The sequence below is a fragment of the Actinophytocola sp. genome, from assembly GCF_049647105.1.
Taxonomy (GTDB): domain Bacteria; phylum Actinomycetota; class Actinomycetes; order Mycobacteriales; family Pseudonocardiaceae; genus Actinophytocola.
Genome location: NZ_JBARWZ010000190.1, coordinates 1 through 24690, shown reverse-complemented (window position 1 = coordinate 24690; position 24690 = coordinate 1). Strand labels below are relative to the sequence as shown.

Below are 24690 nucleotides of genomic sequence, written 5' to 3'. Positions count from 1 at the left end.
GGACTCGCGGGTTCTGAACCGTGGACTCGCGGGTTCTGAATGGTGGACTCGCGGGTTCTCAAGCGTGGACTCGCGGGGCGGGGGGGGGGTTAGGGGTTGTCTACTGGGATTTGGGCGTTGGTTATTGGGGTTGAGGCGTTGGTGGCCAGGAACAGGATTGTTTTCGCGATGTTGGTGGGGGGTACCCAGGTGTCGTGGTTGCCGGGCATTGACTCGCGGTTGGCCGGGGTGTCGATCACGCCGGGGAGGATCGCGTTCACGCGGATGCCGTCGCCGCCGTACTCCGCGTTCATGGCGCCTACCAGTGCCAGCACCGCCGCCTTCGACGTCACGTAGCCCGCCGCGCCGGCGAACGGGTGCACCGCCGCCTTGGACGACACGCACACGATCGACCCGCCGCCCGCCGCGATCAGGTGCGGGATCGCCGCAGCGGACACCAGGTAGGTGGGGCGCAGGTTGGTGTGGAACTGCGCCTCGAACTCCTCGACCGGCGTCTCGTGCACGCGGCCGCCCATCGCGAAGCCGCCCGCCAGGTGCACGACCGCCTTGAGCGGCCCGTCCGACGCCGCCACCTCGACGGCCGCCGCCACCTGGGCCGGGTCGGTCAGGTCCGCCCGCACCCCGATCGCACCGACCGGTTCGCGTGTCCGGTACGGCACCACGACGCGCCAGCCCGCGTCGGCGAACGCGGCCACCACCGCGGTGCCGAGACCACCCGTACCACCCGTGACCAGCACGGATTCGGTCATACTCACTCCTCGACCAGTTTGTCGCGTAACCGCTGCGCGTCCACCTTGGCGAATCCGTGCTTGCCGAGCCACCCGAGCGGCCCGTCGAAGTCCTCGTCGAGCCGGGCGAGGAACCGCCGCATGATGTCCGGGCGCGGGTCGTGCTCGTGGGCCGGCACGTTGTCGATGTCCTCGGCGTAGGTCGGCGAGGACCGCAGCCGGTCGAGGATCAACTCGATGCGCTCGCCGGTCGCCTCGTAGTCGGCGACGATGCGATCGCGCGGGACACCGGCCACGGACAGGGCCATCGCCACGACGACGCCGGTCCGGTCCTTACCCGCCGCGCAGTGCACGAGCGCGGCGCCGGGCGCGGTCGCGACCGCACGCAGCGCGCCGACGACGCTGTCCGGCCGGTCCTCCAGGTAGCCGAAGTAGAACGCGTCCGCCACGTTCTCCGGGTCGCGCTGGAGCGCGCGTTCCCGGTTCAGCGCGAGCGCGTCCTTCGCCACGTCGGTCATCTCACCGAACTCCGGCAAAAGGGACAGATGCACGTGCTTCACCGAGGCAAGCCCTCTCAGCGGGCCGGGCCCCTCGGCGTCCACCTCCCCGGAACTGCGCAGGTCGACGACGGTGGTGACGCCGATCTCGTCGACGAGACGGGTCACGTCCGTCGCCGAGAGGTCCTGCAGGTTGTCGGACCGGATGAGTTGCCCGGTCCTGATGCGGTTCCCGTCGGCGGCGGGTAGCCCGCCGAGGTCACGGACGTTGACTGCGTTCTCGAGTTCGATCCAGCGCACCCAGCCATCTCATCATTGCCGGTCGTCTCGACCGTGTGAGAGGTTGGCCACCGTGACGGTCGTGAGGAGTGCTAACGAGGGCACTGCTCGCCGGTTCCTGATGATCGCGGGGTTCCTGCTGCTCGCGGCCAACCTGCGGGCAGCGCTGACCTCGGTCGGCCCGCTGCTCGAGACCATCCGCGCGGACCTCGGGCTCACCGCGGGGCAGGCCGGGTTCATCGGCACCCTCCCGCTGCTCACGTTCGCCGCGGTGTCGCCGCAGGTGCCGAGGCTCGCCCGGCGCATGGGCACCGACCGGCTGCTGTGGCTGGCGCTTGCCCTGCTCGCGACGGGCATCGTGCTGCGATCGCTGCCGGTCGCCGGGCTGCTGTGGGTCGGCACCGTCCTGCTCGGCGCCGCGATCGCGGTGGGCAACGTGCTGATGCCGAGCCTGATCAAACGGGACTTCCCCGGCCACGTGAGCGCGGCCACCGGGGTGTACACGGCGGTCATCGGGATCGTGGCGTCGACCGCGGCCGGGATCGCGGTGCCGCTCGCCGGCGCACTGCCCGGCGGGTGGCGTACTGCGCTGGGATGCTGGGCAGGCTTCGCGCTGATCGCGCTGGCCGTGTGGACGCCCCGGCTGTCGCGCCGCAACCAGGCGCTGCCCGACCAGGGGCGGGTCGCGACGCCGTGGCGGTCACTCCTCGCGTGGGAGTGCGCGGCGTTCATGGCGCTGTCGGCGTGCGGGTTCTACACCGTGCTGTCGTGGTATCCGTCCATTTTGGTCAGTTTCGGCTACACGGAGACCGCTGCGGGCTGGCTGCTGTTCGCCTACCAGTTCATCGGCGTGCTCATGAGCCTTGTCGTGCCGTTGCTGCTGACGCGGCTGCCCGACCAGCGCGCGGTCGCGGCCACGTCGTCGGTGCTCGCGATGATCGGCTACCTCGGGCTGCTGCTCGTGCCGGACCTCGCGCTCCTGTGGGTGCTGGTCACCGGCGTCGCCGCGGGCTCGTTGTTCTTCCTGGCGCTCGCGTTCTTCAGCCTGCGGGCGGCGGACTCGCGTTCGTCCGCGGCGCTGTCCGGTATGGGACAGTCGATCGGCTACCTGATCGCGGCGGTCGGGCCGACGCTGTTCGGCGCGCTGCACGACGTGACCGGTGGCTGGCGGGTGCCACTGGGGGTGCTCGTCGGCGTCGCGGCCGCGCACGCCCTGATCGGGCTGCGCGCGGGCCGCGACGAGCACGTCCGGGTGTGAGAGGAGAGCACGATGCGTCTGCTGGTGATCGGCGGCTGCGGCCTTGTCGGGTCGATGGTGGTGCCGGTACTGGCCCGCTCGCACGAGGTCGCGGTGCTGGACCTGAAGGAGCCCCGCACCGCGGTGTCCGGAGTGGACTATCACACGGGCGGCCTGCACGACGTGGAACTGGTCGCGTCGCTCGCGTCCGATGTGGACTCACTGGTGTTCATGGCCATGGGCCCGCTGGCGGGCTGGGGGAGCCAGGAGAACGCGCGGCAGCACTTCGACATCGCCGTGGGCGGGCTGTACCTGGCGCTCACCGGCGCGGCGAAGGCCGGGGTCCGGCACGCGGTCTACACGAGCAGCATGTCGGTGTACCCGTACGAGGAGCTGACCGGCATGGTCACGTTCCCCGACGAGTCGGTGCCGCCGTCGGCCACCGACTTCTACGGGCTCGCGAAGCGCCTCGGCGAGGAGGTCTGCCGCACGGCGACCGAGCGCTGGGACATGGACACCGTGTGCCTGCGCCTGTGCTTCCCCGCGGCGGACGACGAGTGGCCGCGCGGCGACACCGAGATGAAGCGGGCGATCAGCACGTCCGCCCGGGATGTGGCCGCCGCGATCGAGGCGGGGCTGCACCGCCGGGGCCACGGGTTCGACGCGTACGCGATCAGCGGCGACGCCTCCGGCCGGACCATGAGCATCGAGAAGGCCCGCCGGGAACTCGGCTGGACGCCCAGGGACGCCACGTGATCCCAGGCCTCGTCTCGGTGACGTTCCGGCAGCTGTCACCCGCCGAGATCGTCACGCTGGTGGTCGACGCCGGGCTCGAAGCCATCGAGTGGGGCGGCGACGTCCACGTCCCGCCCGGGGACCTCCACACCGCGCGGGAGGTGCGCGCCCGCTGTGCCGACAACGGAATCGCGATCGAGGCCTACGGCTCGTACTACCGCGCCGATGGCGACTTCGGCCCGGTGCTCGCGACCGCCCTTGCCCTTGGCACACCACGGATCCGCGTCTGGGCGGGCTCGAACGGCTCGGCGGCGGAACCGGATCGCGGCGCCGTGGTCGAGGACCTGCGCGCGGCCGCCGCGCTGGCGGGCGCCGATGGCGTGGAGCTCGCGGTCGAATACCACGCGAACACGCTCACCGACACCCTCGGCTCCGCGCTGGCCCTGTTCGCGGAGGTGCCCGCGCTGAAGCCCTACTGGCAGCCACCGATCGGCTCCACCGTCGACGACGCGCTGACCGCCGTCCCCGCCCTGGAACCGGTCGCGGCACACGTGTTCAGCTGGGCAGGCGACGGGGCACGGCTCCCGCTCGCCGCACGCGAGGACCTGTGGCGCCCGGTGCTCGCCGCCCTGCCCGCCGACTGCCACGTACTCCTGGAGTTCGTGCGCGACGACTCGCCCGAGGCGTTCGCGCACGACGCCGCCACCTTGCGGGCCTGGCTGTCCACGCCAGGATGGGGGCATGACTCCTGAGGAGCTACGGGCCGCCGGGGTGACGCTCGTCGAGCTGTCGTTCGTCGACAACGCCGGGATCACGCGGGTGAAGTCGGTGCCGCTCGACCGGTTGCCGGTGGCGGTGGGCGCGTCGCCGTGCTTCGAGACGTTCGGCTCGGACGACGTGATGGTCCCCGGCCGCCACCTCGGCGGGCCCGACGGCGACCTGCGGCTCACCCCCGACATGAGCAGGCTGGTGGCCCTGTCCGCGCAGCCGGGCTGGGGCTGGGTGCCTGCCGACAAGTACGACCAGGACGGCTCGCGGTTCGTTGCGTGTCAGCGGGCGTTCGCCGCGCGGCAGGCGGAAGCCCTGTCCGCACACGGGTTGCGCGTGCTGGCCGCGTTCGAGCACGAGTGGATCCTCGGTCGCGCGGGTGTCGACGGCTTCGTGCCCGCGTTCGACGGCCCCGCGTACGGGCAGATCCGGCTCGAACAGGTGGCGGCGTACGCGGCGGAGCTCGTCGCGGACCTGACCGCGCAGGGGCTCGTGGTGGAGCAGTTCCATCCCGAGTACGCGGTCGCGCAGCTGGAGGTGTCGGTGGCACCCGGCGATCCCGTCGCCGCCGCGGACGACGCCGTGCTGGTGCGGCACACCATCCGCTCCCGCAGCATCGCGCACGGATGGCGCGCGACGTTCTCGCCGTCCGTCGACCCGGACGGCGCCGGGTCGGGCGCCCATCTGCACCTGTCGGTGCACGACCGCGACGGGTCGCTGATGACCGGCGGCGACGGGCCGTTCGGGTTGCGTGGCGCTGGGGAGGCGTTCCTGGCGGGGGTGCTGGCCGAGTTGCCGGCACTGGTGGCGATCGGGTGCGGTCACCCGGTGTCGTTCCTGCGGCTGCAGCCGTCCCGGTGGGCCGGGATCTGGCAGGCGTGGGGGCACGAGACACGGGAGACGGCGCTGCGGCTGGTGACCGGCCAGTCCGCGAACGCCGAGCTCAAGTGCTTCGACGCGACCGCGAACCCGTACCTGCTGACCGGGTCGGTGCTGGCGGCGGGACTCGCCGGTGTGACCGCGGATCTCAAGCTGCCGCCACCGGTCACCGGCGACCCGGCGACGGGTGACGACTCGGTGCCGAGGCTGCCGTCGTCGGCGTCGGAGGCGGCCGCGGCACTGGCGTCGTCGGCCGTGCTGGCGGCGGCGCTGGGACCGGAACTGCACGACGCGATCGTCACCGTGCGGCGCGGAGGCGGCGCGCTGTTCGGGCCTCGACGCGCGGGCGCTAACCTCAGCCGTTCTCTGGCGCTGGTGAGCGTTCCACGGAGGTGAGCCTTGGGCGTGGCTGATGTCGTCCCTCTGGTCGACCAGCATTGCCATGGCGTGGCCACGGCGGACCTGGATCCGAGGGAATGGCTCTCCGAGGCCAAGAACGCGCGGCGGCACCCGTTCCGGTCGCTGCTGGGGCTCGCCGTGCGGCGCTGGTGCGCGCCGGTGCTCGGGATTCCCGCGCTCGCGCCCGCGGAGGAGTACCTGTGGCGGCGGGCCGAGCTGGGCTGGCTCGAAGTGTCGAAGCAGTTGCTCTCCTCGGCCGGGGTGCGGCACTGGTTCGTCGATACCGGTTACGTGCCGGGCCCGATGACCTCACCGGCCGGCCTCGCCGAGATCGGTGGCGGCACCGGGCACGAGGTGGTGCGGATCGAGGCGGTCGCCGAGGCCGTGCAGAAGATCGCGCCGTCCCCGGAGGCCCTGCTCGACAAGATCGGCGCCGCACTGCACGTGGCACCGGCGATCGCGTTCAAGTCGATCGTCGGCTACCGGTACGGGCTGGCGCTGCCCGCCGCGCAACCCGATCGCGCCGAGGCATTACGCGCCGCCGCGGCCTGGTTACGGGTCAAGGACGCCGACCTCACCGATCCGGTGCTGCTCGCGTGGGTGGTGCACGAGGCAGCGCGGGTCGGGGCGGAGCGGGGCCTGCCACTGCAGTTCCACACCGGGTTCGGCGACTCCGACCTGCGGCTGTCGGCGGTGGACCCGGTGCTGCTCACGGACTTCGTGCGCGCGGCGCCGTGCCAGGTCGTGTTGCTGCACTGCTATCCCTTCCACCGCAACGCCGCGTACCTGGCGCACGTGTTCGACAACGTGAGCGTCGATCTCGGGCTGACCATCCCGTTCGTCGGTGTCCGGTCCGCCGCGGTGCTCGCCGAGGTGCTGGAGATCGCGCCGTTCGACTCGGTCCTGTACTCCTCGGACGGCAGCGTGCTGCCGGAGTTGCACTACCTCGGCGCGACCCTGTGGCGCCGCGCGGTGAACACCCTCACCGACTCCTGGCTCGCCGAGGAGGCCCTCACCACCGCCGACGCGGAACGGCTGGCGCTGGGCATCCTCGGCGGCAACGCGATGCGCCTACACCGTCTCGGACAGTGACTCGGACAGTGACTCGGACAGTGACTCGGACAGTGACTCAGGCGGTGCGCTGGTTCGGCTGCTGACGCTCCTTCACCACCGGGACCGTCACGAAGTCCACGGCCCTGGCGATCGTGTCCTGGTCGCGGAGCAGCCGCCAGTGCCCGAGATTGTCGACGGTCACCAGTTCGGAGTCCGGCCAGGCCCTGGTGATGGCGACGCTGTCGGCGTAGCGGGTCTCCCGGTCGGCCGGGTCGTGGACGGTCAGCAGCGGCGGCGGTGTGATGCGGGTGACCTGCGTTGGCATGTCGAAGTCGTCCCACGGGGTGGCCACCCGTGCCGCCACCCGCGCCATCATGCGGGTGCGGATGCGGTCCCCGAAGCCGAGGGTGGCCGCGAAGACCATGGTGTACGGGGTCGGCTGGGTCAACGGCGCGAGGAACACGAGCCGGGACGGGCGCACGCCGCCACGGAGTGCGAAGAACGTCGACGCACAGCCGAGCGAGTGCGCGATCACCGCGTGCGGCTGGCCGTGCACGGCCACGACCGCCGCCAGCGCGCTCGCCATCTCGGGGATCGTGAAGAGGCGGGGGCCCGCGAACCCGGGGTCCGATGCGCCGTGCGACAGCGCGTCGAACGTGACGACCCGGTGCCCGGCCGCCAGGAGCGGGGCCACGAACGGGTGCAGCTGGGAGGCGACGCCGCCCCGGCCGTGGACCAGGTACACGACCGGGCCCGTGCCCCACGCCGTGCCTGCCACCGTCCGGTCCTTCACCCGGACGGTGAACTCGTCGCCGCGTGGCAGCACGCCCGGTCTGGTCCTGCCTCGATACGGCGGCACCCCGAGCCACAGGCGCTCGGCGAAGCGGGCGCCCAGGTCGGGCGCGACGCGTTCCATGGTCCAGAACGCGGTGCGGATGGCGGTCATTTTAATACGAACGATCGTGCTTTTTTGTGAGGACATCTGTGCGACCTTTCACGAGAGGGGAAGTCAGGGGCGGGCCCGGTCCAGGATGGCCTCGAACGCGTGCCGGGCGCGGGACTCCGCGTTCGGGTCGTCGAGCAGCCTGCCCGACATGTGGTGCGACAGCATCACGCCGTCGACCTCGAACGCGAACTGCTCCGGGTCGGCGTCGGCCACGAAGTGGCCCTCGGACATGCCGGTGCGGAAGACCTCCGCGAGCGAGTCCAGCCAGTCCTGCTGGTGGCGGACCAGGTGGTCACGCACCGGCCCCGGCTGGTCGTCCAGCTCCGAGGACGCGGCCACGAACAGGCAGCCGCCCGGCTGGCGGTCCCACGCCAGCCAGTTCTCGAACAGCGCGCGCACGCGTGGCTCGCCGCGCGGCTCGGTCAGCGCGGGCGCGACCACCTCGGCCACGATGCGCGCCCGCGTGTGCTCGAGTATCGAGACCTGCAGCGACTCCTTCGACCGGAAGTGCGCGTACAGGCCGCTCTTCGACAGCTCGGCGCTCGTCGCGAGCGTGCCGATGGTGATGCCGCCCAGCCCGACGGACCGGGCAAGGCGGCTCGCCGTGTCCAGGATCGCCTCGCGGGTGGCCTCACCCTTGCTCATGCCCGCCACGATAGCACGACCGTTCGTTTATTCGCCCCACACTTCGGCAGCCGTCTCGACGATGAGCGCCAGCTTCGCCACCTGCTCGTCGTAGGTCAGCGCGTTGCCGTCGACGGTCGAGGAGAACCCGCACTGCGGCGACAGGCACAGCTGGTCGAGCGGCACGTACTGCGCGGCCTCGTCGATCCGCCGCTTCAGGTCGTCCTTCGACTCCAGCGCGCCGCGCTTCGTGGTGACCAGGCCCAGCACGACGTTCTTGCCCGGCGGCACGAACCGCAGCGGCGCGAAGCTCCCGGACCGCTCGTCGTCGTACTCCAGGAAGAACCCGTCCACGGCCAGCTCGGAGAACAGCGCCTCGGCCACGAAGTCGTAGCCACCGGACGCGGCCCACGAGGACTTGAAGTTGCCCCGGCACATGTGCGTGGTCACCCGCAGGTCGGCAGGGCGGTCCGCGATCGCCGCGTTGATCTGCCTGATGTAGCGCAGGTGCTGGTGCTCGGCGTCGTCGCCGCGCGCGGTCAGCTCCGCCCGCTGCGCCGGGTCGTTCAGGTAGGCCAGCGAGGTGTCGTCGAGTTGCAGGTACCGGCAGCCCAGCTCGTACACGCCCGCGACCTGCTCGGAGTACGCGGCCGACAGGTCGGTCCAGAACTGTTCCTCGTCCGGGTACACCGCCGGGTCGAGCGCCGCGGGGCCGCCGCGGTAGTGGACCATGCTCGGCGACGGGATCGTGAGCTTCGGCGTCACGGCACCGCCCGCGACCTCCTTCAGGAACGAGAAGTCGTCCGCGAAGACGGTCTCCCGCAGGCGGACCGGGCCGTCAACGTGCAGTGCGGCGGTGGTGAACTCGATGACCCCGTCCGGGTTCTCGAACCGCACCTTGATCGCGTCGTCCGGCGCGGAGGAGATGCCGCCGAGCCGGTAGATGAAGTCCATGTGCCATGACGTGCGGCGGAACTCGCCGTCGGTGGCCGAGTTCAGGCCCGCCTCGGCCTGCATCGCGACCACGCCTCGGATCGCGTCGTCCTCGACCGTGCGCAGCTCCTCGGGGGAGAGCCGCCCGTTCGCCCGGTCGTCGCGTGCGGTCAGCAGCGCGGCGGGGCGCAGCAGGCTGCCGACGTGGTCGGCCCGGAAAGGTGGCAGTTTCGCCATGTGCTCCTCCTCAGAACGGGTAGGCGGGGATCTGTCCGCGCACGGTGATCCACCGCGACTCGGTGAACGCGTCCAGGTTCGCGATACCGCCGAACCGGGCGCCGGTGCCCGACGCGCCGACCCCGCCGAAGGGCGCGACCGCCTCGTCGTTCACGGTCTGGTCGTTGATGTGCACGATGCCGGTGGGGATGCGCTCTGCGAGCGCGAGGCCACGCATGGCGTCGCCGGTGAGGATCGACAGCGACAGCCCGTACTCGCTGTCCGCCGCGAGTGCCGCGGCCTCCTCGTCGCTGCCGAACCGGACGACCGGCGCGACCGGCCCGAACACCTCGTTGGCGTAGGCGGGCATGTCGGTGCGCACCCCGTCGAGCACGGTCGGCCGGTAGAACAGGCCATCGTGCGTGCCACCGGACGCCAGTCGTGCACCTGCGTCCACAGTGGACGTGACGAGGCCGTGGACCTTGCCGAGCTGGCCCTCGTCGATCAGCGGCCCGAGCGCGACCCGCTCGGTGGCCGGGTTGCCGACGGGCAGCGCGGTCGCGTGCGCGGCCAGTGCCTCCACATAGGACTCCGCGACCCGCTCGTGGACCAGGTGGCGGCCGGTGGTCATGCAGATCTGGCCCTGGTGCAGGAACGAACCCCACGAGCCTGCCGACACCGCGCGCTCGATGTCCGCGTCGTCCAGCACGACCAGCGCGGAGTTGCCGCCCAGCTCCAGGTGCGCCCGCTTGAGGTGCTTCGCGGCCAGCTCACCGACCTTGCGGCCGACGGCGGTCGAGCCGGTGAACGAGATGACCCGCACCCGTGGGTCCTCGACCAGCGCGGTCCCTGCTTCGGCGCCGCCGGGCAGCACGTGCAGGAGCCCGTCGGGCAGCCCGGCCTCCGCGAACGCCCTGGCGATCGCGAAGCCGCCGCTGACCGGCGTGCGCAGGTCCGGCTTGAGTACCACCGCGTTGCCGAGCGCGAGTGCCGGCGCGACCGAGCGGATCGACAGGATCAGCGGCACGTTGAACGGCGAGATCACGCCGACCACGCCGACCGGCACCCTGCGCAGCATCGACAGTCGCGGCTCCGCGGTCGGCAACAGCTGACCGGGCGGCTGGGACGCGAGCGCCGCCGCCTCGTAGCACTCCTGCGCGGCGACACCGACCGCGAACGCCGCCATGTCCGGCACCGCGCCGGTCTCGCGGACCACCCAGTCCTGGAACTCCGCGAAGCTCGCCTCGATCGCCGCGCCCGCCTTGCGCAGCACGGCGGCCCGGTCGGAGAACGTCGCGGCGGCCCACTCCTTCTGCGCATCGGCCGCCCGCGCGCATGCCTCGTCCACATCGGACGCGTCGGCGACTCCGGTGCGGCCAAGCTCCTTGCCGGTCGCGGGTTCGACGATCGCGGTGTCGCCGCCGTGCGCGGGCACCCACCCGCCGTTGAAAACGGTTCCTGGCTCGAACAACGCTGTCATGTCCGCTCCTGCTTGGCTTTCTGGATCTGGGCGTACACCTGGCCGCGCAGCTCGGTGAACCGAGGGTCGCCTCGGGTGGCGAGCTGGTCGCGGGTGGCGGGCAGGTCGATCGCGAGGTCCTCCGCGACCGTGGTCGGCGACGACGACAGCATCACGACACGTTGTCCGAGGTAGACCGACTCGTCGATGTCGTGGGTGACGAACAGCAGCGTCACGCCGAGCCGCTGCCACACCGACCGGAGCAGGTCCTCGAGGTCCGCGCGGGTCTGCGCGTCGACGGCCGCGAACGGCTCGTCCATCAGCAGGACCCGTGGCTGGTAGGCGATCGCGCGGGCGATGGCGACGCGCTGCTGCATGCCGCCGGACAGCTGCCACGGGTACGCGGCGTGCGCGTCGGCGAGCCCGACCGCGTCGAGCGCCTCACCCACCAGCTCACGCCGCTTCGCCTTGCCCATCCCCGCGGCACGCAGCGGCAGGTCCACGTTGTCCCGCACACGCAGCCACGGGAACAGGCTCCTGCCGTACTCCTGGAAGACCACGGCGAGCCCGTCCGGCGGGCCGTCGACCTTGTTGCCCTCGACCACGATCTCGCCAGAGGTCGGCGGGAGCAGCCCGGCGATGCAGCGCAGCAGCGTCGTCTTGCCGCAGCCGGACGGGCCGACCACACACACGAACTCGCCGTCCGCCACTTCGAGCGTCACGTCGCCGATCGCCTCGACCCGGCGCCCCTTGGCGTCGTAGGTCTTGGACAGGCCGTTGACGGTCAGCATCAGCGCTCCTTCTGTACGGCACGGATGCCGTGGTACCAGCCGAGCACGCGGCGCTCGGCGAGCCGGAACACCCATGCCAGCAGCACGCCAAGCAGGCCGAGCAGTAGCACGCCGCTCCACATCTGCGGAATCCGGAAGCCGTCCTTGAACTGTATGACCGTGAAGCCGATGCCGCTCGACGCGGCGAACATCTCGCTGATGACCATCAGGATGATGCCGATCGACAGCGCCTGCCGCGCACCCGCCACGATCTGCGGGCTCGCCGACCGGATCGTCAGGTGCACGAGCCTCAGACGGCCGCGGATCCGGTAGCTGCGGCAGGTGTCGGTGAGCACCCCGTCGACCGCGCGCACGCCCTCGACCGTGTTCAGCAGGATCGGCCACAGGCAGCCGGAGATGATCACCAGCACCTTCATCAGGTTGCCGATGCCCGCCACCAGCATCAGGATCGGCACCAGCACGGGCGGTGGCACCGCGCGCAGGAACTCCAGGAGCGGCTCGACGACCGCGCGCAGCGTGGCGTTCGTGCCGATCAGGATGCCGAGCCCGATCCCGAGCACCAGCGCGACCGCGTAGCCGATGCCAAGGCGCGCGAGGCTCGGCAGGACGTCGTCGACCATGCGCGGCCCGAACCACGTCTCCGGGAAGGTTTCGAGGATCCGCTTCAGCGGCGGGAAGTAGAAGTCGGTGCTGCCCGCGCTCGCGAACCACCAGGCGGCGACGAGCACGACCGGCAGCGCGACGGCCAGTGCGATCCGCTTGATCACGCGGCCACCTCCGTCCGCACGGACGGGTGCCACGCCAGCGCCTTGCGCTCCGCGGCCCTGGTCACCACGTTGGCGGCGACACCGAACACGCCGGTCACCACGATCAGTGCGTACATCACCGGCACCGCGCCCGACGAGCGGGCGTTGGCGATCTCCTGCCCGAGCCCCGGCGAACCGATGACCAGCTCACCGGTGATCGTCAGGATCAGCGCGACGGTCGCGGCGAGCCGGACGCCGGTGACGACGTAGGGGAGCGCGGTCGGCCAGACGAGCCAGCGGATCCGCGCCCACCGGTTCAGATGGTAGGACCGCGCGGTGTCGGCGGCGACCGGGTCGATGTCCGCGACCCCGGCGAGCGTCTGGATCAGCACCTGCCAGAACGCCGCGTACACCACCAGGATCAGCGTCGCCTCGACCGCCGAGCCGTACAGCACCACGACGAGCGGGATGAGCGCGACCGACGGGATCGGCCGCAGGAACTCGATCGTCGACGCGGTCGCGGTCCGCAGCACCGGCACCGACCCGATGACCACGCCGATCGCCACCCCCAGCGCGATCGCGATCACCAGGCCCAGCAACCAGGTGCGGAGCGTGTCGCCGACCGCGACCCAGAACTCCCCGCGCCCTGCCTGCTCGGCGAGCGTGCCGAGGATCTCGCTCGTCGGCGGCGCGTACCGGGCGGGCACGAGCCCGACCCGGGGCGCGATCTCCAGCAGGACACCGAAACCGGCCAGCCCGGCGAGGCCGAGGAGAACTCTCACGGGAGAAGCGCGTTCAGATCGGGGGCCTCCTTGAGCAGGCCGTCCTCGACGGCGAGGTCGGCGAGGGTCTCGACGGAGTCCCGGTTGATGTCGGCGGGCCACTTCGGCAGCGTGACCTTCTCGATCACCTCGGGTGTGATCTTGGTGTAGGTGCCGATGATCTGCCGAGCCTCGTCCGGGTGACTGTCCGCATAGGACAGTGACTCCTGCATGGCCTCGGTGAACCGCTTGACCAGGTCGGGGTTCTCGGCCTGGAGTTGCTGGGAGGTGAAGTACATCGCCACGGTCAGGTCCTTCGCCGCGTCGACGTAGCTGGAGGCGATCTTGCGGCCGCCCTCGGCGAGCACCGCCTGCTGGAACGGCTCGACCACGAACACGGCGTCGACCTGGCCGTTCGCGAGCGCGGCCGGCTGCTCGGGGAAGGGCAGTGCCACGAACTTGACCTTCGAAGGGTCACCGCCCGCCTTGCGCACCGACGCGCGGACGCTGGTGTCGACGATGTTCGACAGCGTGTTCGCCGCGACCGTCTTCCCTTCCAGGTCCTTCGCCGACTTGACCGGGCTGTCGGCGGCCACCATCAGCCCGGCGAAGTCCTCGCCGTCGACGCCGGTGGAGTTGTTGCCGTTGCTGACGACCTTGACCGGCAGCCCCTCGGACTGCGCGAGCAGCAACGAGACCACGTTGCTGAACCCGAACTGGTACTGCTCGCTGACGACCGCGGGCACGATCGCCGCGCCGCCCTCGGCCTGTTTCAGCTCGAGGTCGATGTCGCGCTTGTCGAAGAAGCCCTTCTCGACGCCGAGATAGATCGGGGCCACGTCGAGGATCGGGATGACGCCCACCGTGACCTTGTCCGGCTGCCCCGGTGCCGCTGTCCCGTTGTCGTCGGAACCGCAGGCCGTGGCGAACAGGGAGGTCACGAGCAGGAACGCAGCGAGGTGACGTCGCATGTGCGCAACTCCGTTGTTCGTAGACCGCACGCTCGTTCTCCAGGAGAACCTAGAGCGCGGTCATTGTGAGGTCAACAGTTGACGTGCGTACTATCGTGCGACTGGAGAACTGGCGTTCGCTGTGCGTACGGGAGCTGATCGTGGCTGGTCGGGGTGCGGACTTCGTGCAGTCACTGGAACGCGGGCTCGCGGTGATCCGCGCCTTCGACCACGAGCACCCGGAACTGACGCTGTCCGAGGTGGCCGCGCGCACCGGCGTGACCCGTGCCGTGGCCCGCCGGTTCCTGCTCACGCTGGCGACACTGGGTTACGTGCGCAGTGACGGCCGGTTCTTCTCACTGACCGCGCGGGTGCTGGAGCTTGGCTATGCGTACCTGTCGTCGCTGTCGCTGCCGGAGGTCGCGGAGTCACACCTCGAGGCACTCGTCGCGGAGGTGAACGAGTCGTCGTCGGTGTCGGTCCTCGACGGCCACGACGTCGTGTACGTGGCCCGCGTGCCGGTGAGCCGGATCATGACGGTGTCGATCAGCGTGGGAACGCGCTTTCCCGCGTACGCGACGTCGATGGGCCGGGTCCTGCTGGCGGGACTGCCGTCCGACGAACTGGAGGAGTACCTGGCGGCGGTGTCCGTCGAGCCGCTGACCGCACGGACCCTCACGTCGGTGGACGCCCTGCGTGCCGAGATCGCGAAGGTGCGCGCACAGGGCTGGTCGCTGGTGAACCAGGAACTGGAGGAGGGTCTGCGCGCGCTGGCCGCCCCGGTCCGCGACCGGACGGGCAGGGTGGTGGCGGCGGTGAACGTGTCGGCCCACGCGAGCCGCACGTCGCTGGAAACCATGCGCCGCGACCTGTTGCCCTCACTACTGAAGACCGCGGCCCACATCGAGGCCGACCTCCCCGGCTCCCGCCGCCCGGGCTGACCGGTCAGCCGGCGACGGCCCGGATCAGCTGGCCTTGCTCACCGTCCACTCCGCTGTGTGGGGGGCCAGGCCGGGCACGTCCTCGGTGAGGCGGGCGAAGTCGACCACCTGGCCGATGAGGCTCGCCGGGTCGTTCTCGATGGCTGCCCACGCCCTGGCGCGTTCCTGTTCGCTCGCGAAGCGGCCGTGGTCGAAGGCCCGCCGTGCAGCGGCGCGCAGTGCGTCCAGGTCGTGCACGACGACCGAGATCTCGGCTGCGATGTGGAACCGCCGATCCCGCTGGCCGGCCATGGCCAGCACCTGGGTTCGGCTCAACTCGTGGGTCATGACTCCATGGTGCGCCCGCTTTGGCGCCCTAACCAGGCGAAACTGCGCTTTCCGGGTAAAGACCGGGGTCCCCCTTAGGGGCGCGCGGCCCGATGTCCAGTGCGCGGAGGCGGCTCAGCAGTGCGGCCATCGCGCGTGGCTCGTCCGCGTAGAACGCGGACTCGCGGATCCGGTGCAGGTGCCAGCCGCAGCCGTTCCGCGGGCAGCGCCGGGATCACCCCGTAACCCAGGGTGACCAGCCGGTTCGCCACCCGCTGCTCGAAGAGCGAGTCGAACGGCTCCACCCGCACGTCGGCGGGGACCGGCGCCGTGAGCGTGCCGTCGTCGTCCGGGGCCGCCAGCACGCCGTAGCAGTGGTCCAGCAGCTGGAAGCGCATGTCCTCCGGGTTCCCCAGCGCCGACAGCGGCACCGAGTGGAACACCCACATCTGGTCCCGTGCCCGCGACGCCGCCACGTTGTACCGCTGCACGTACATCTCCCGCGTCAGCGGCATCCGGAAGATCCAGGTCACCCCGGTTCGACGACGGGCGGGGTGGCTATGCCTGGCAGCTCAGCGGTTTGCCGCCGTTGTAGGTGATCATGTCGCCGATCGCGGCCATGACGTCGATCGGCGCGCCAGGCTCCGCACCGTCGAGTTCGGCGTACGCGCGGTGCAGGTTGCCCGCGATGCGCTCGGCGTCGCGCAGGTCCGCGAACTCGCCGAGGTCCACCTCGCGTGCCGCTTCCAGCGGGCTGAGCCCCGCGGACTTGGCTTCCCTGGCCGTGTTCCGCACGAACCGCAGGTAGGACAGGACCTGCCCGATCACCTCCGGCCCGGCCACCGGGCCGTGACCCGGGACGATCGTCTTGGCGCCCAGCGGGGCCACGACCTCCTCCAGCACCTTGACGGCACCGGCGATCGAGCCCTGCAACAGGAAGGGCGTGCCGCCGTTGAACAGCAGGTCGCCGCTGAACAGCAGTTCCCGCTCCGGCACCCACACGATCGAGTCGTTCGTGGTGTGCGCCGCCGAGCCGACGTGCCGGACCTCGCACCGCAGGTCGTCCACCCACACCGTGACCTCGTCCTTGTAGGTCAGGAACGGTGGTTCCAGCTCGATGTCACCCCACTCGACCGGCGTCCACACGGGTTCGTCGAACGGCGGTCCCCACTTCTTCACCCCGTCGCGTGTTCCCTCGTGCGCCACGATTGTGGCGCCGGAGAAGAGGTAGTTGCCGAACGTGTGGTCGCCGTGGTGATGCGTGTTGATCAGCGTGCGCACCGGCAGCGGCGTGACGTCCGCGATCGCGGCGAGGTACGCCCGGGTCCTGCGCTCGGTCGAACACGCGTCGACGCTGACCACACCCCGCGCACCAACAAGGAAACCGGTGTTGTTGATCCACCAGGTGCCGTCCGGCTGGATGTACGCGTGCACCCCGTCGCTGACCTCCTCGACACGAGGCCTGCCGGGAGTGGTGATGTCGTGCGCTGTGCTCGTCACGGGTACACCATAGGGCCGAAACCTCGTCCATTCCGGCGATTCAACTCCTCAAGGTTGCGTCGAGCGCGTACTCTGTGTGGTTCTGGCGTGACCGTCGATGGTGAGATAGGAGGGCGGATGCCCGCGGAAGACTCTCGAGGCGAGGAGTCTCCCAGGTTCGGCGGTGGTGGTGAGCAGTCCGGCGCACCGACCGCACGACGGATCGTGCTCGGCGCGCAGCTTCGCCGTCTCCGGGAGGCATGCGACATCAGTCGCGCCGAGGCCGGCTACGCCATCCGAGGTTCCGACTCGAAGATCAGCCGAATGGAACTCGGCCGCGTCGGCTTCAAGGAGCGCGACGTCGTCGACCTGTTGTCCATGTACGGCGTCAATGACGAGGAAGAGCGGGCGCTCTTCATCGAGATGGTGCGCAAGTCCAACGAACGCGGCTGGTGGCACCGCTACTCCGGCGCCATGCCGAACTGGTTCCAGGACTTCGTCGGGCTAGAGGAGTCCTCGTCGCTGATCCAGAGCTACGAGCTGCAGTTCGTGCCTGGTCTCATGCAGACAGAGGACTACATCCGTGCCGTCGTCAGCCGCGGCAGGCCGGAACTGCTTGACCAGGACGGCGAACGCCGGGTCGCGCTTCGCCTGCGGCGGCAGAAGGTGCTGACCAGGCAGGGCGCGCCGCGCCTGTGGGCGGTCGTCGACGAGTCCGTGCTGCACCGGCCCATCGGCGGGCCGCGAGTGCTGCGCGAGCAGATCGAGCATCTGCTGGAGTTGACCAAACAGCCCAACGTGACGTTGCAGGTCCTGCCGTACCACATGAGCGGGTACGCCGCGGAGGGCGCGTTCTCGGTACTGCGCTTCGCCGAGCCGACGTTGCCGGACATCGTGTACATCGAGCACCTCAGCGGTGCGCTGTACCTGGACCGCGTCGAGGAACTGGAGGTCTACGGCCGCGTCATCGACCGGTTGGCCGTGGACGCCGAGACGCCCGACCGGAGTAGGCAGATGCTGGCGAAGTACCGGCAGGAGATCTGAGGCCGGGTTTCCTGGCGTCGTCGCCGGTGGACAGGGAATTCGTCCACCGTCACCTTCGCCTGGCCCGCGACCGACCCATTCTGCGATTTCCACAATGCTCTGCCGATCGGTACTCGTCCATTCGCATCCGATTGTTCGGCTGTTCGGATTCGTGTATTCGGCTGAGTAGCGGCGTGGGCTCCAATGCATGTGCCCGTGTAGATGCACGTGCATTTACCACTGCACTTGCCCGTGCTATCGTGCTGCGGCCATCAATACGTGCAGAGCACCCACTGATTGCGATGTCGGAAGGTGGGGTCCCCACATGGGCAGGATCCGCAACGGCGATTCGGCGGCCGAATTACCCGGCGTCGTCTGGAGAAAGAGCAGCTACAGCGGCGCCTCCGGCAACTGTGTGGAACTGAGCTGGTTCGACGGCCGGGCGGGCGTGCGCAACTCCCGCGATCCCCATGGGCCCGTGCTGGTCGTGCCGACGAGCATGCTCGAGTATCTCGTCGCGCTCGCCTTTCCTAATACACCGCGCGGCCGCCGCTGATGTCGTAGACGGCGCCCGTCGAGAAGCTGCAGCGATCAGAAGACAGCCAGGCCACCAGTTCGGCCACTTCGCGCGCGGAACCCATGCGGCGCATGGGGATCAGACTCACCAGCCGATCGAGCACCGCAGGCGCGGTCGCCGCGTTCATTGGCGTCTCGATCACCGCGGGCGCGACCGCGTTGACCAGTACCCCGCTGGTCGCGAGCTCCTTGCCGAGTGACTTCGTGAGCCCAAGGACGGCGGCCTTGCTCGCCGAATACGCCGCCAGGTTCGGGTTTCCCTCCTTGCCCGCGATGCTCGCGACGTTCACCACGCGTCCCCAGCCGCGGGTGACCATGCCCGGGACGAAGGCGCGGCACATCTGGAACACGCCGGTCACGTTCACGGCGAACGTCGCCGCCCACTCGTCGTCGGCGACCTCGGTGAACGGCTTGTTCGGGCCGATGATGCCCGCGCTGTTGACCAGGACGTCGACCGCGAGGCCGGCGGCGGCCTCCTCGACCGCCGCCGGCGACGTGACGTCCAGGCGCAGGTCCGCGCCGGGGGCGAGGTCGGCGGTGACCACCGAGAGTCCCTCCTCGGCGAGCAGTTCGGCACATGCCTGCCCGATCCCGCTCGCGCCCCCGGTGACCAGCGCCGTCCGTCCCATGCGAACCTCCAAGACTAGAACAGGTTCTAGTAGATTACCCGGTCAGCCGGGTCACCGTCGGGAGTCCCGCCGCCCGCCACGCGGCGAAGCCGCCCGCCACGTCCCGCACGTTGCCAAGGCCGAGCTGGCGCATGACCTGGTGCGCGGCGAGGCTCGACGTGTAGCCCTCGTTGCACATCAGGACGATCTCCTGGTCGCGGTCGCCGAACCGCAGCGGCGTGAGCCGGTGCTCGCTCGTCACGTCCAGCCGCCACTCCAGGACGTGCCGCGACACCGCGATGGCGCCGGGGACCTCGCCGAACCGCCACCGGTACTCGACCGGCCGCAGGTCGACGAGCAGCGCGCCGCGGCGCATGGCCGCCGCCGCCTCGTCCGGGGTGTACCGGGTGATGTGCGACCTGGCGTCGTCGAGCAGTGCGTCCACGGCACTCATGACGCCACCACCCGCAACCGCGCCGCCTCTGCCTCGAGCGCGGTGGTCTCCGGCTCCGGGGTGTCGCACACGACCTCGCGCAGGTGGTGCATGCCGGTCGGCAGCCAGCAGTAGAAGTTCATCGCACGTAACGGTGGAGAGTAGGCGTGGATGGACACCGTCGGCTCGGTGCCGACGTTCACGAGGTTGTGCAGGTAGTCGACGCCGAAGCCGACGGACTCTCCTTCCGCGTGCCGCCGGGTACGCAGTCCCGGCCGGTCCACGGCGCCGAAATCCTCGAACAGGGACCCGTGCACGACGGTGAACGCACCGGTGCTGCCGCCATGGTCGTGCAGCAGCGTGTCCTGTCCGATGTCCCAGCAGATGAGCCACACCTCGACGTCGTCGGTGCGGCGCAGGCGGACATGGAACCGTTCGGTGAGGTCGAAACGGACCTGATCGGCCCATTCGGATGGATTCGCCGCGATCTCGGCGACCGTCTCCCGCAACCGCGTCGGGGACAACGCGGGCACGGCGGATTGACGCGAACTACTCACGAGACAAGCCCTTTCGCTTGGTTGCCGCGGTCTCCCCATGCGCCGATCGGGGTTCTGGCGACCTTCGCCTCGGGCCACCGCGAGCCGTGTCTCGTTCGAGCCGCACCGCCGCTTCCCCGCGCTCCGGCGAGTCACTGCGGCACAGCCCGATCAGCCACTATGGTTTCCAGATGGTGAGCGACATGCTCTGGTCGAGAGGGTAGTGCCCGCGATGCGGATCACCAAAGCGCAGCGGAACGCCGTCGCCGAGAAGATCACCAGCCTCGAACGCGCGTTCTACGGCCGAGGGCCGCGCAACGTGCAGGTGTCGGTGTCCGACGATGACCCGGTGAGCTTGATCGTGCTGTCCATCGACACGCTCACCGTGGCCGACGCGGTGCTCGGCGAACGTGGCTACCTCGACGCGGTGATCAAGCACCACGAGGCGTTGCACGACGCGACAAGGCAGGACTTCCTCGAGGCGGTCGAGAGCGTGGTGGGGGAGTCCGTGACCGCCTACCTCGCGCAGGTGCATCCGTCGACGGGCCACGCTGTCCGGGTGTTCGTCTTCTCGCCCGAGATCCCCGCCGAACCGGAATAGGCGTTTTGTCAGACCCCCGTCCTACTATCGCGGGCATGGCACCTGGACTCATCGGGCGGGACCACCCTGCCGGCGTACTGCGCGCCGAGATCAGCCGTGCCACCGACAGCCACGGCGGGCTCGTGCTGGTCACCGGCGAGGCCGGGATCGGCAAGACGACGCTGGTCACCGACGCCATCGACACCGCGCGTGAGCTGGGCGCGCTCGTGCTGTCCGGCTCCTGCTGGGACTCCTCGGCCGCGCCGGGGTTCTGGCCGTGGGTCCAGGTGATCCGCGGGCTGCGGCGCCAGGCGGAGCCCGGTGAGTGGGCCGCGGCGGAGGAGGCGGCGGGCGGGCAGCTGCCGATCCTGCTCGGCGAGGCGGGCGCCGACGATCCCGCCGACGGCTTCGGCATGTACGACGCGGTCACCTCCGCGCTGGTTGCGGTGTCGCAGCGGCGGCCGGTGGTGGTCGTGGTCGACGACCTGCACTGGGCCGACCCGTCCTCGGTCCGGCTCCTGGAGTTCGTCGCGCAGCACACCTGGTTCGAGCGGCTGCTGCTGGTCGCCACGTATCGCGACGTCGAGGTCGACGCCGGGGGTCACCCGCTCGCCCCGCTGATGCCGCCGTTGCTCGCCAAGGCGACCACGGTCACGCTCACCGGCCTGCACCGCGACGAGGTCGGTGCGCTGATGACCCGCACGGTCGGCGCCGAGCCCGACCCGGCGCTGGTCGCCGAGGTGCACCTGCGCACCGGCGGCAACCCGTTCTTCGTCGAGGAGACCGCCCGGCTGTGGCACAGCGGCGGGCCGGTCACGTCGGTGATGGCGGTGATTTCCATGACGCCCGGGGTGCGGGACGCGGTGCGGCGCAGGCTGTCGCTGTTGCCAGAGCCGGTGTCGCGGCTGCTCACCTCGGCGGCCGTGCTGGGCCGGGAGTTCCACCGGCAGGTGCTCGCGGCGTCGGTCGGCGCGCCGGTCGCGCAGGTCGACCGGCAGCTGACGCAGGCGGTCGCGGCCCGGCTCGTGACCACGTTCGGTGACGGGCGGTTCGCGTTCGCCCACGACCTGGTGCGCGAGACCCTCTACGCGGGCATCGACGAGGCCGACGTGGGGGAGCGGCACGCCGCGGTGGTGCGCGCGCTCGACCGGTCGTCCGCGCTGGCCGAGCGGATCTTCCCGGCCGACCTCGCACGGCACGCCTACCTCGGGCGCGCGGTCCTCGACCGCGACCACGTGGTCGACCTGCTGGTGGCGGCGGGCAAGGAGGCGCGGCGGCGGTTCGCGACGGAGGAGTCGGCAGGCCACTACCGGCGTGCGGTCGAGATCCTCGACCCTGGCGAGCCCCGGCGCGCGCGGGTCGGGCTCGACCTGGGGGTGCAGCTGCACCACTTCGGCGAGCGCACCGAGGCGTGGCAGGTGCTGGAGGAGGTCGCGGGCATCGCGCTGTCACTCGACGACGTCGACATGCTCACCCGCTCCGCGCTGACGATCTACGGACTGTCCACCCCGGACGGGCGCGCGAAGCTGAAGACCGACCTCATGCGCAGGGCGTACGAGCGGCTGGTCCCCGGCGTCGATCCGCCCGGCGACTCGCTCGACCACCTCGCGCAGGAGGTGATCATGCGGATGGTCGCCGTCGCCCGCGACGGCGGGGACGACGACGCGCTCGGCTTCAGCCTCTGGACCCAGCACGACACGCTGTGGGGCCTCGGCCACGCGGCCGAACGCCTGGCGCTCACCGACGAGCTGGCCGGGATCGCGCGGCGCACCGGCGACCACGACATGGAGCAGTACGCGGTCTCGCTCGGCTGGGTCTCGAAGCTCGAGCTGACCGACCCCGCCTACCTCGAGCGGTTCTCCCAGTTCCTCGCGCTCGCGGACGAGAAGCGCGACCTGCCGACGATGGTGATCGGCACCTACGTGGACCGCAACATCATCGCCGCGTTCCAGGGCCGGTTCGACGAGGCGGAGGCCTACCTCGGCCGCGCGAGGGACATGCCGATGCCCATGGAGCACTTCGAGTACCTGGAGCACCACCTGCGGTGGGTCGTGGCGCAGCTGCGCGGCCAGTACGACGAGCTGACGGAACTCCGCACGACGGCGATCGCGGCGAAGTACCCGTTCCCCGCGCTGCTGGAGGGCATCACCGCCGTCGCGAGCGGCGACACGCCGACGGCGCAACGCTGCCTCGCGGAACTGGAAACGTTGCGGGAACCGGTGTCCAGCGCGTACGAGCCGCTGCTGTTGCGCCTGCGCACGCTGGTCGCGGTGGCCTCGGGCGACGTCGAGCGGTGCACGGCGCTGTACGAGCACCTGGCGCCGCACGCGGGCACGTGGCTCGTGTCGATGTACGGGTGCGACATCAGCGGGCCGGTGTCGCTGTGGCTGGGGCACCTGGCGCTCGCCCGTGGCCTGACGCCTACTGCCGTGGCACACTTCGAGGCCGCGCGAGACCAGGCGGACCTGCTCGGATCGAGACCGTGGTCGGTGGAGGCCAAGGCGGGCCTCGCAACCGCACTGGGCTCGCACGAGCTGCGCGCCGCGGTGGCACGGGAGGCGGCCGCGCTGGGGATGCGGCACCTGGCGTCCGAGCCGGTGGACTCGTTGCCGCACAACGAGTTCCGGCTCACCGGCGAGACGTGGTCGCTGTCGATGGCCGGCCGGACCGTGCACCTGCCGGACAGCAAGGGGTTGCGGGACCTGCACGTGCTGCTCCGCGCGCCGGGCAAGGAGATCCCGGCGACCAGGCTGCTGAACCCGGCGGGTGGCGCGGAGGTGGTCGCCGCGGCGAGCCTCGCGGGCGACGCCGTGCTGGACGACGAGGCCAAGGCCGCCTACCGCACCAGACTGTCCACTTTGGATGAGCAGATCGCGCTGGCGGCCGAGCGCGGCAACGACCGGCTGGCCGCCCGGTATGACGAGGAACGCGCGCTGCTGCTGAAAGAACTCCGCACGGCCACCGGTCTCGGCGGCCGCACCCGCAGGCTCGGCGACGAGGCCGAACGCGCACGCAAGACCGTGACGGCCCGCATCCGCGACACACTGCGCAAGCTCGACACCCGCCACCCGGAACTGGCCGAGCACCTGCGTGCGACGGTCGCCACCGGCACGACGTGTGGCTACCGCCCGGACCGCGAACCGGCCTGGCACCTGTAATTTCGGGTGTGCGCACCGGGCCACTAGCATCCCCCCGGAGCATGGAGTAGATCAGCGGCAGATCGCCTGGCTGTTACCGGGAGGGCGCGGGTTCGAGTCCCGCCTCCATGTCCAACCTGGAGTAGTTCAGCGGCAGAACACCCGGCTTCGGACCGGGAGGGCGCGAGTTCGACTCTCGCCTCCAGGTCTTGGCAGACAGGGGGAAGCCGGTGGACGAGAAGCCGTTCGGGTACGCCTACGGGCAGTTGCACCGCGCGCTGCGGCACGCTGGTGCCGACTCCGCACGCGCGGCCCGCTGGCACGCGGTCCTCAACGGGATGGCCGACGGCACGCTGACCGTCGGCGCCCGCACGCCCGTCGCCGACACGCCGGCGTGGGTGACGCTCGAGGTCGAGCACGGCGGGTTCGCCACCGGGCGGTACCTCGCCGAGGCGCCGCTGCGGCACGACGAGACCGAGGTGGTCCGGTCGCTGCCGCCCGACGCGCCGGGGACGACCGACCGGGAGCGGCTCAACCTGCACTACCTCACCGACGCGGGCCAGGCCGTGCTGCTCGACGCGCTCGCGACCGGGACCTACCGGGCCCACATCCCGGAGCACGCCGCGCTGCCGACCGTCGCGTGGCTGCTCGCGCACGACCACCCCGCGACGGCGCTCGACCTCGTCGCCGAGCTGCGGCCGCTCATGCACCGGCTGCGGATGACCCCCTGCCTCGGCCAGCCACCCGCGCCTGCCGGTGCCGTCGTGAAACTCGCGACCGTCGGTCAGGTCAGGACCGTTCTGCGCGCGGTCACCACGCCGGTGGCCGTCGAGACGATGCGCACTCGGCTGCGTGAGCAACCGCTGTACGACCGGCTCGTCGCGCTGTGGTGCGACACCGTCGAGGGTGACCTGCCCGTGCTCGACGGCGGCACCGTCACCGGCGGCTGGCCGTGCCGGGCGTGGCCCGCCGACTGGGCGGCGCGGCGGGCGGCGCTGCTCGCCGAGACCGCTGACGTGGCACGGCATCCGCGCGGCAACTTCACGCGGTTGCTGGCCGCGCTGGTCGCG

At 70.9% G+C, this 24690-nt stretch carries 26 protein-coding genes, 2 tRNA genes and 1 pseudogene; 13 read left to right on the top strand and 16 right to left on the bottom strand.

Going from position 1 to position 24690, the window contains the following annotated elements:
- Positions 1-89 precede the first annotated feature (89 nt).
- Both WBA97_RS22860 and WBA97_RS22855 read right to left on the bottom strand, forming a co-directional pair.
- Positions 90-749 carry an SDR family NAD(P)-dependent oxidoreductase gene (locus WBA97_RS22860; RefSeq protein WP_424232936.1) on the bottom strand — a complete coding sequence of 220 codons (660 nt, stop codon included), beginning with the start codon at positions 747-749 and terminating at the stop codon, positions 90-92.
- A 2-nt stretch (positions 750-751) separates the two neighbouring features.
- A complete protein-coding gene (locus WBA97_RS22855) occupies positions 752-1525 on the bottom strand; it encodes a tyrosine-protein phosphatase (protein ID WP_424232935.1) in 774 nt (257 codons plus the stop codon).
- A 61-nt stretch (positions 1526-1586) separates the two neighbouring features.
- Between WBA97_RS22855 and WBA97_RS22850 the strand changes: the two genes are divergently transcribed.
- The 5 genes from WBA97_RS22850 to WBA97_RS22830 are packed head-to-tail and all read left to right on the top strand — an operon-like array spanning position 1587 to position 6614.
- The gene (locus tag WBA97_RS22850) at positions 1587-2762 is read left to right on the top strand and encodes a CynX/NimT family MFS transporter (protein WP_424232934.1); all 1176 of its coding nucleotides are present in this window, start codon (positions 1587-1589) and stop codon (positions 2760-2762) included.
- A 12-nt stretch (positions 2763-2774) separates the two neighbouring features.
- Positions 2775-3497 carry an NAD-dependent epimerase/dehydratase family protein gene (locus WBA97_RS22845; RefSeq protein ID WP_424232933.1) on the top strand — a complete coding sequence of 241 codons (723 nt, stop codon included), beginning with the start codon at positions 2775-2777 and terminating at the stop codon, positions 3495-3497.
- Complete coding sequence (locus WBA97_RS22840) at positions 3494-4228, top strand: sugar phosphate isomerase/epimerase family protein (protein ID WP_424232932.1); 735 nt, start codon at positions 3494-3496, stop codon at positions 4226-4228. Before WBA97_RS22845 ends, WBA97_RS22840 begins: the two co-directional genes overlap by 4 nt.
- Positions 4218-5519: a glutamine synthetase gene (locus tag WBA97_RS22835; protein WP_424232931.1), complete on the top strand. Its 1302-nt coding sequence runs from the start codon at positions 4218-4220 to the stop codon at positions 5517-5519. The genes WBA97_RS22840 and WBA97_RS22835 overlap by 11 nt, the downstream gene beginning before the upstream one ends.
- Before the next feature lie 9 nt (positions 5520-5528).
- Positions 5529-6614, top strand: coding sequence for an amidohydrolase family protein (locus WBA97_RS22830; RefSeq protein WP_424232930.1), 1086 nt, complete (start codon positions 5529-5531; stop codon positions 6612-6614).
- Between the two features lie 37 nt (positions 6615-6651).
- Here WBA97_RS22830 and WBA97_RS22825 read toward each other — a convergent pair whose 3' ends face one another.
- The 8 genes from WBA97_RS22825 to WBA97_RS22790 form a co-directional block, all read right to left on the bottom strand.
- Positions 6652-7521, bottom strand: coding sequence for an alpha/beta fold hydrolase (locus WBA97_RS22825; RefSeq protein ID WP_424232929.1), 870 nt, complete (start codon positions 7519-7521; stop codon positions 6652-6654).
- Positions 7522-7584: 63 nt separating this feature from the next.
- Positions 7585-8166, bottom strand: a complete 582-nt coding sequence (locus WBA97_RS22820; protein ID WP_424232928.1) for a TetR/AcrR family transcriptional regulator — start codon at positions 8164-8166, stop codon at positions 7585-7587.
- A 27-nt stretch (positions 8167-8193) separates the two neighbouring features.
- Entirely contained in the window at positions 8194-9315 is a 1122-nt protein-coding gene (locus WBA97_RS22815) for a 5-methyltetrahydropteroyltriglutamate--homocysteine S-methyltransferase (protein ID WP_424232927.1), read from the bottom strand.
- A 10-nt stretch (positions 9316-9325) separates the two neighbouring features.
- Positions 9326-10774: a benzaldehyde dehydrogenase gene (locus WBA97_RS22810; protein WP_424232926.1), complete on the bottom strand. Its 1449-nt coding sequence runs from the start codon at positions 10772-10774 to the stop codon at positions 9326-9328.
- A complete protein-coding gene (locus WBA97_RS22805; RefSeq protein WP_424232925.1) occupies positions 10771-11544 on the bottom strand; it encodes an ABC transporter ATP-binding protein in 774 nt (257 codons plus the stop codon). Before WBA97_RS22805 ends, WBA97_RS22810 begins: the two co-directional genes overlap by 4 nt.
- A complete protein-coding gene (locus WBA97_RS22800) occupies positions 11544-12311 on the bottom strand; it encodes an ABC transporter permease (protein ID WP_424232924.1) in 768 nt (255 codons plus the stop codon). Before WBA97_RS22800 ends, WBA97_RS22805 begins: the two co-directional genes overlap by 1 nt.
- Complete coding sequence (locus WBA97_RS22795; protein WP_424232923.1) at positions 12308-13072, bottom strand: ABC transporter permease; 765 nt, start codon at positions 13070-13072, stop codon at positions 12308-12310. Before WBA97_RS22795 ends, WBA97_RS22800 begins: the two co-directional genes overlap by 4 nt.
- On the bottom strand, positions 13069-14022 hold the full coding sequence (locus WBA97_RS22790) for an ABC transporter substrate-binding protein (RefSeq protein ID WP_424232922.1): 954 nt from the start codon (positions 14020-14022) through the stop codon (positions 13069-13071). The genes WBA97_RS22795 and WBA97_RS22790 overlap by 4 nt, the downstream gene beginning before the upstream one ends.
- Before the next feature lie 92 nt (positions 14023-14114).
- On the opposite strand from WBA97_RS22790, the gene WBA97_RS22785 reads away from it, so the two are divergent.
- Positions 14115-14942 (top strand): IclR family transcriptional regulator, encoded by an 828-nt coding sequence (locus WBA97_RS22785; RefSeq protein WP_424232937.1) that lies wholly within the window; start codon positions 14115-14117, stop codon positions 14940-14942.
- Between the two features lie 24 nt (positions 14943-14966).
- Here the strand turns inward: WBA97_RS22785 and WBA97_RS22780 are convergent, their stop codons facing one another.
- The 3 genes from WBA97_RS22780 to WBA97_RS22770 form a co-directional block, all read right to left on the bottom strand.
- The gene (locus WBA97_RS22780) at positions 14967-15269 is read right to left on the bottom strand and encodes a hypothetical protein (RefSeq protein WP_424232921.1); all 303 of its coding nucleotides are present in this window, start codon (positions 15267-15269) and stop codon (positions 14967-14969) included.
- Between the two features lie 74 nt (positions 15270-15343).
- Complete coding sequence (locus WBA97_RS22775; protein ID WP_424232920.1) at positions 15344-15781, bottom strand: hypothetical protein; 438 nt, start codon at positions 15779-15781, stop codon at positions 15344-15346.
- 25 nt (positions 15782-15806) lie between these two features.
- Positions 15807-16748: an MBL fold metallo-hydrolase gene (locus WBA97_RS22770; protein WP_424232919.1), complete on the bottom strand. Its 942-nt coding sequence runs from the start codon at positions 16746-16748 to the stop codon at positions 15807-15809.
- A gap of 117 nt (positions 16749-16865) precedes the next feature.
- Between WBA97_RS22770 and WBA97_RS22765 the strand changes: the two genes are divergently transcribed.
- The gene (locus tag WBA97_RS22765) at positions 16866-17771 is read left to right on the top strand and encodes a helix-turn-helix domain-containing protein (RefSeq protein WP_424232918.1); all 906 of its coding nucleotides are present in this window, start codon (positions 16866-16868) and stop codon (positions 17769-17771) included.
- 304 nt (positions 17772-18075) lie between these two features.
- The gene (locus tag WBA97_RS22760) at positions 18076-18306 is read left to right on the top strand and encodes a DUF397 domain-containing protein (protein WP_424232917.1); all 231 of its coding nucleotides are present in this window, start codon (positions 18076-18078) and stop codon (positions 18304-18306) included.
- On the opposite strand, the gene WBA97_RS22755 is transcribed toward WBA97_RS22760, so the two are convergent.
- From WBA97_RS22755 to WBA97_RS22745, 3 genes are read right to left on the bottom strand one after another with little or no spacing between them, the layout of a single operon-like run.
- Positions 18281-18955 (bottom strand): SDR family NAD(P)-dependent oxidoreductase, encoded by a 675-nt coding sequence (locus WBA97_RS22755; protein WP_424232916.1) that lies wholly within the window; start codon positions 18953-18955, stop codon positions 18281-18283. The genes WBA97_RS22760 and WBA97_RS22755 overlap by 26 nt on opposite strands.
- A 34-nt stretch (positions 18956-18989) precedes the next feature.
- Positions 18990-19388, bottom strand: a complete 399-nt coding sequence (locus WBA97_RS22750) for a rhodanese-like domain-containing protein (protein ID WP_424232915.1) — start codon at positions 19386-19388, stop codon at positions 18990-18992.
- Positions 19385-19924: a cysteine dioxygenase gene (locus WBA97_RS22745; RefSeq protein ID WP_424232914.1), complete on the bottom strand. Its 540-nt coding sequence runs from the start codon at positions 19922-19924 to the stop codon at positions 19385-19387. The genes WBA97_RS22750 and WBA97_RS22745 overlap by 4 nt, the downstream gene beginning before the upstream one ends.
- A gap of 211 nt (positions 19925-20135) precedes the next feature.
- On the opposite strand from WBA97_RS22745, the gene WBA97_RS22740 reads away from it, so the two are divergent.
- The 5 genes and pseudogenes from WBA97_RS22740 to WBA97_RS22720 all read left to right on the top strand — a co-directional run.
- Positions 20136-20504 (top strand): Na-translocating system protein MpsC family protein, encoded by a 369-nt coding sequence (locus tag WBA97_RS22740; RefSeq protein WP_424232913.1) that lies wholly within the window; start codon positions 20136-20138, stop codon positions 20502-20504.
- 35 nt (positions 20505-20539) lie between these two features.
- Entirely contained in the window at positions 20540-23641 is a 3102-nt protein-coding gene (locus WBA97_RS22735) for an ATP-binding protein (protein WP_424232912.1), read from the top strand.
- A gap of 40 nt (positions 23642-23681) precedes the next feature.
- Positions 23682-23755 (top strand) — tRNA-OTHER (locus WBA97_RS22730).
- Between the two features lies 1 nt (position 23756).
- Positions 23757-23828: transfer RNA gene (locus WBA97_RS22725), tRNA-Arg, on the top strand.
- A 1-nt stretch (position 23829) separates the two neighbouring features.
- Positions 23830-24690, top strand: a pseudogene (locus WBA97_RS22720) (hypothetical protein); the annotation flags it as partial.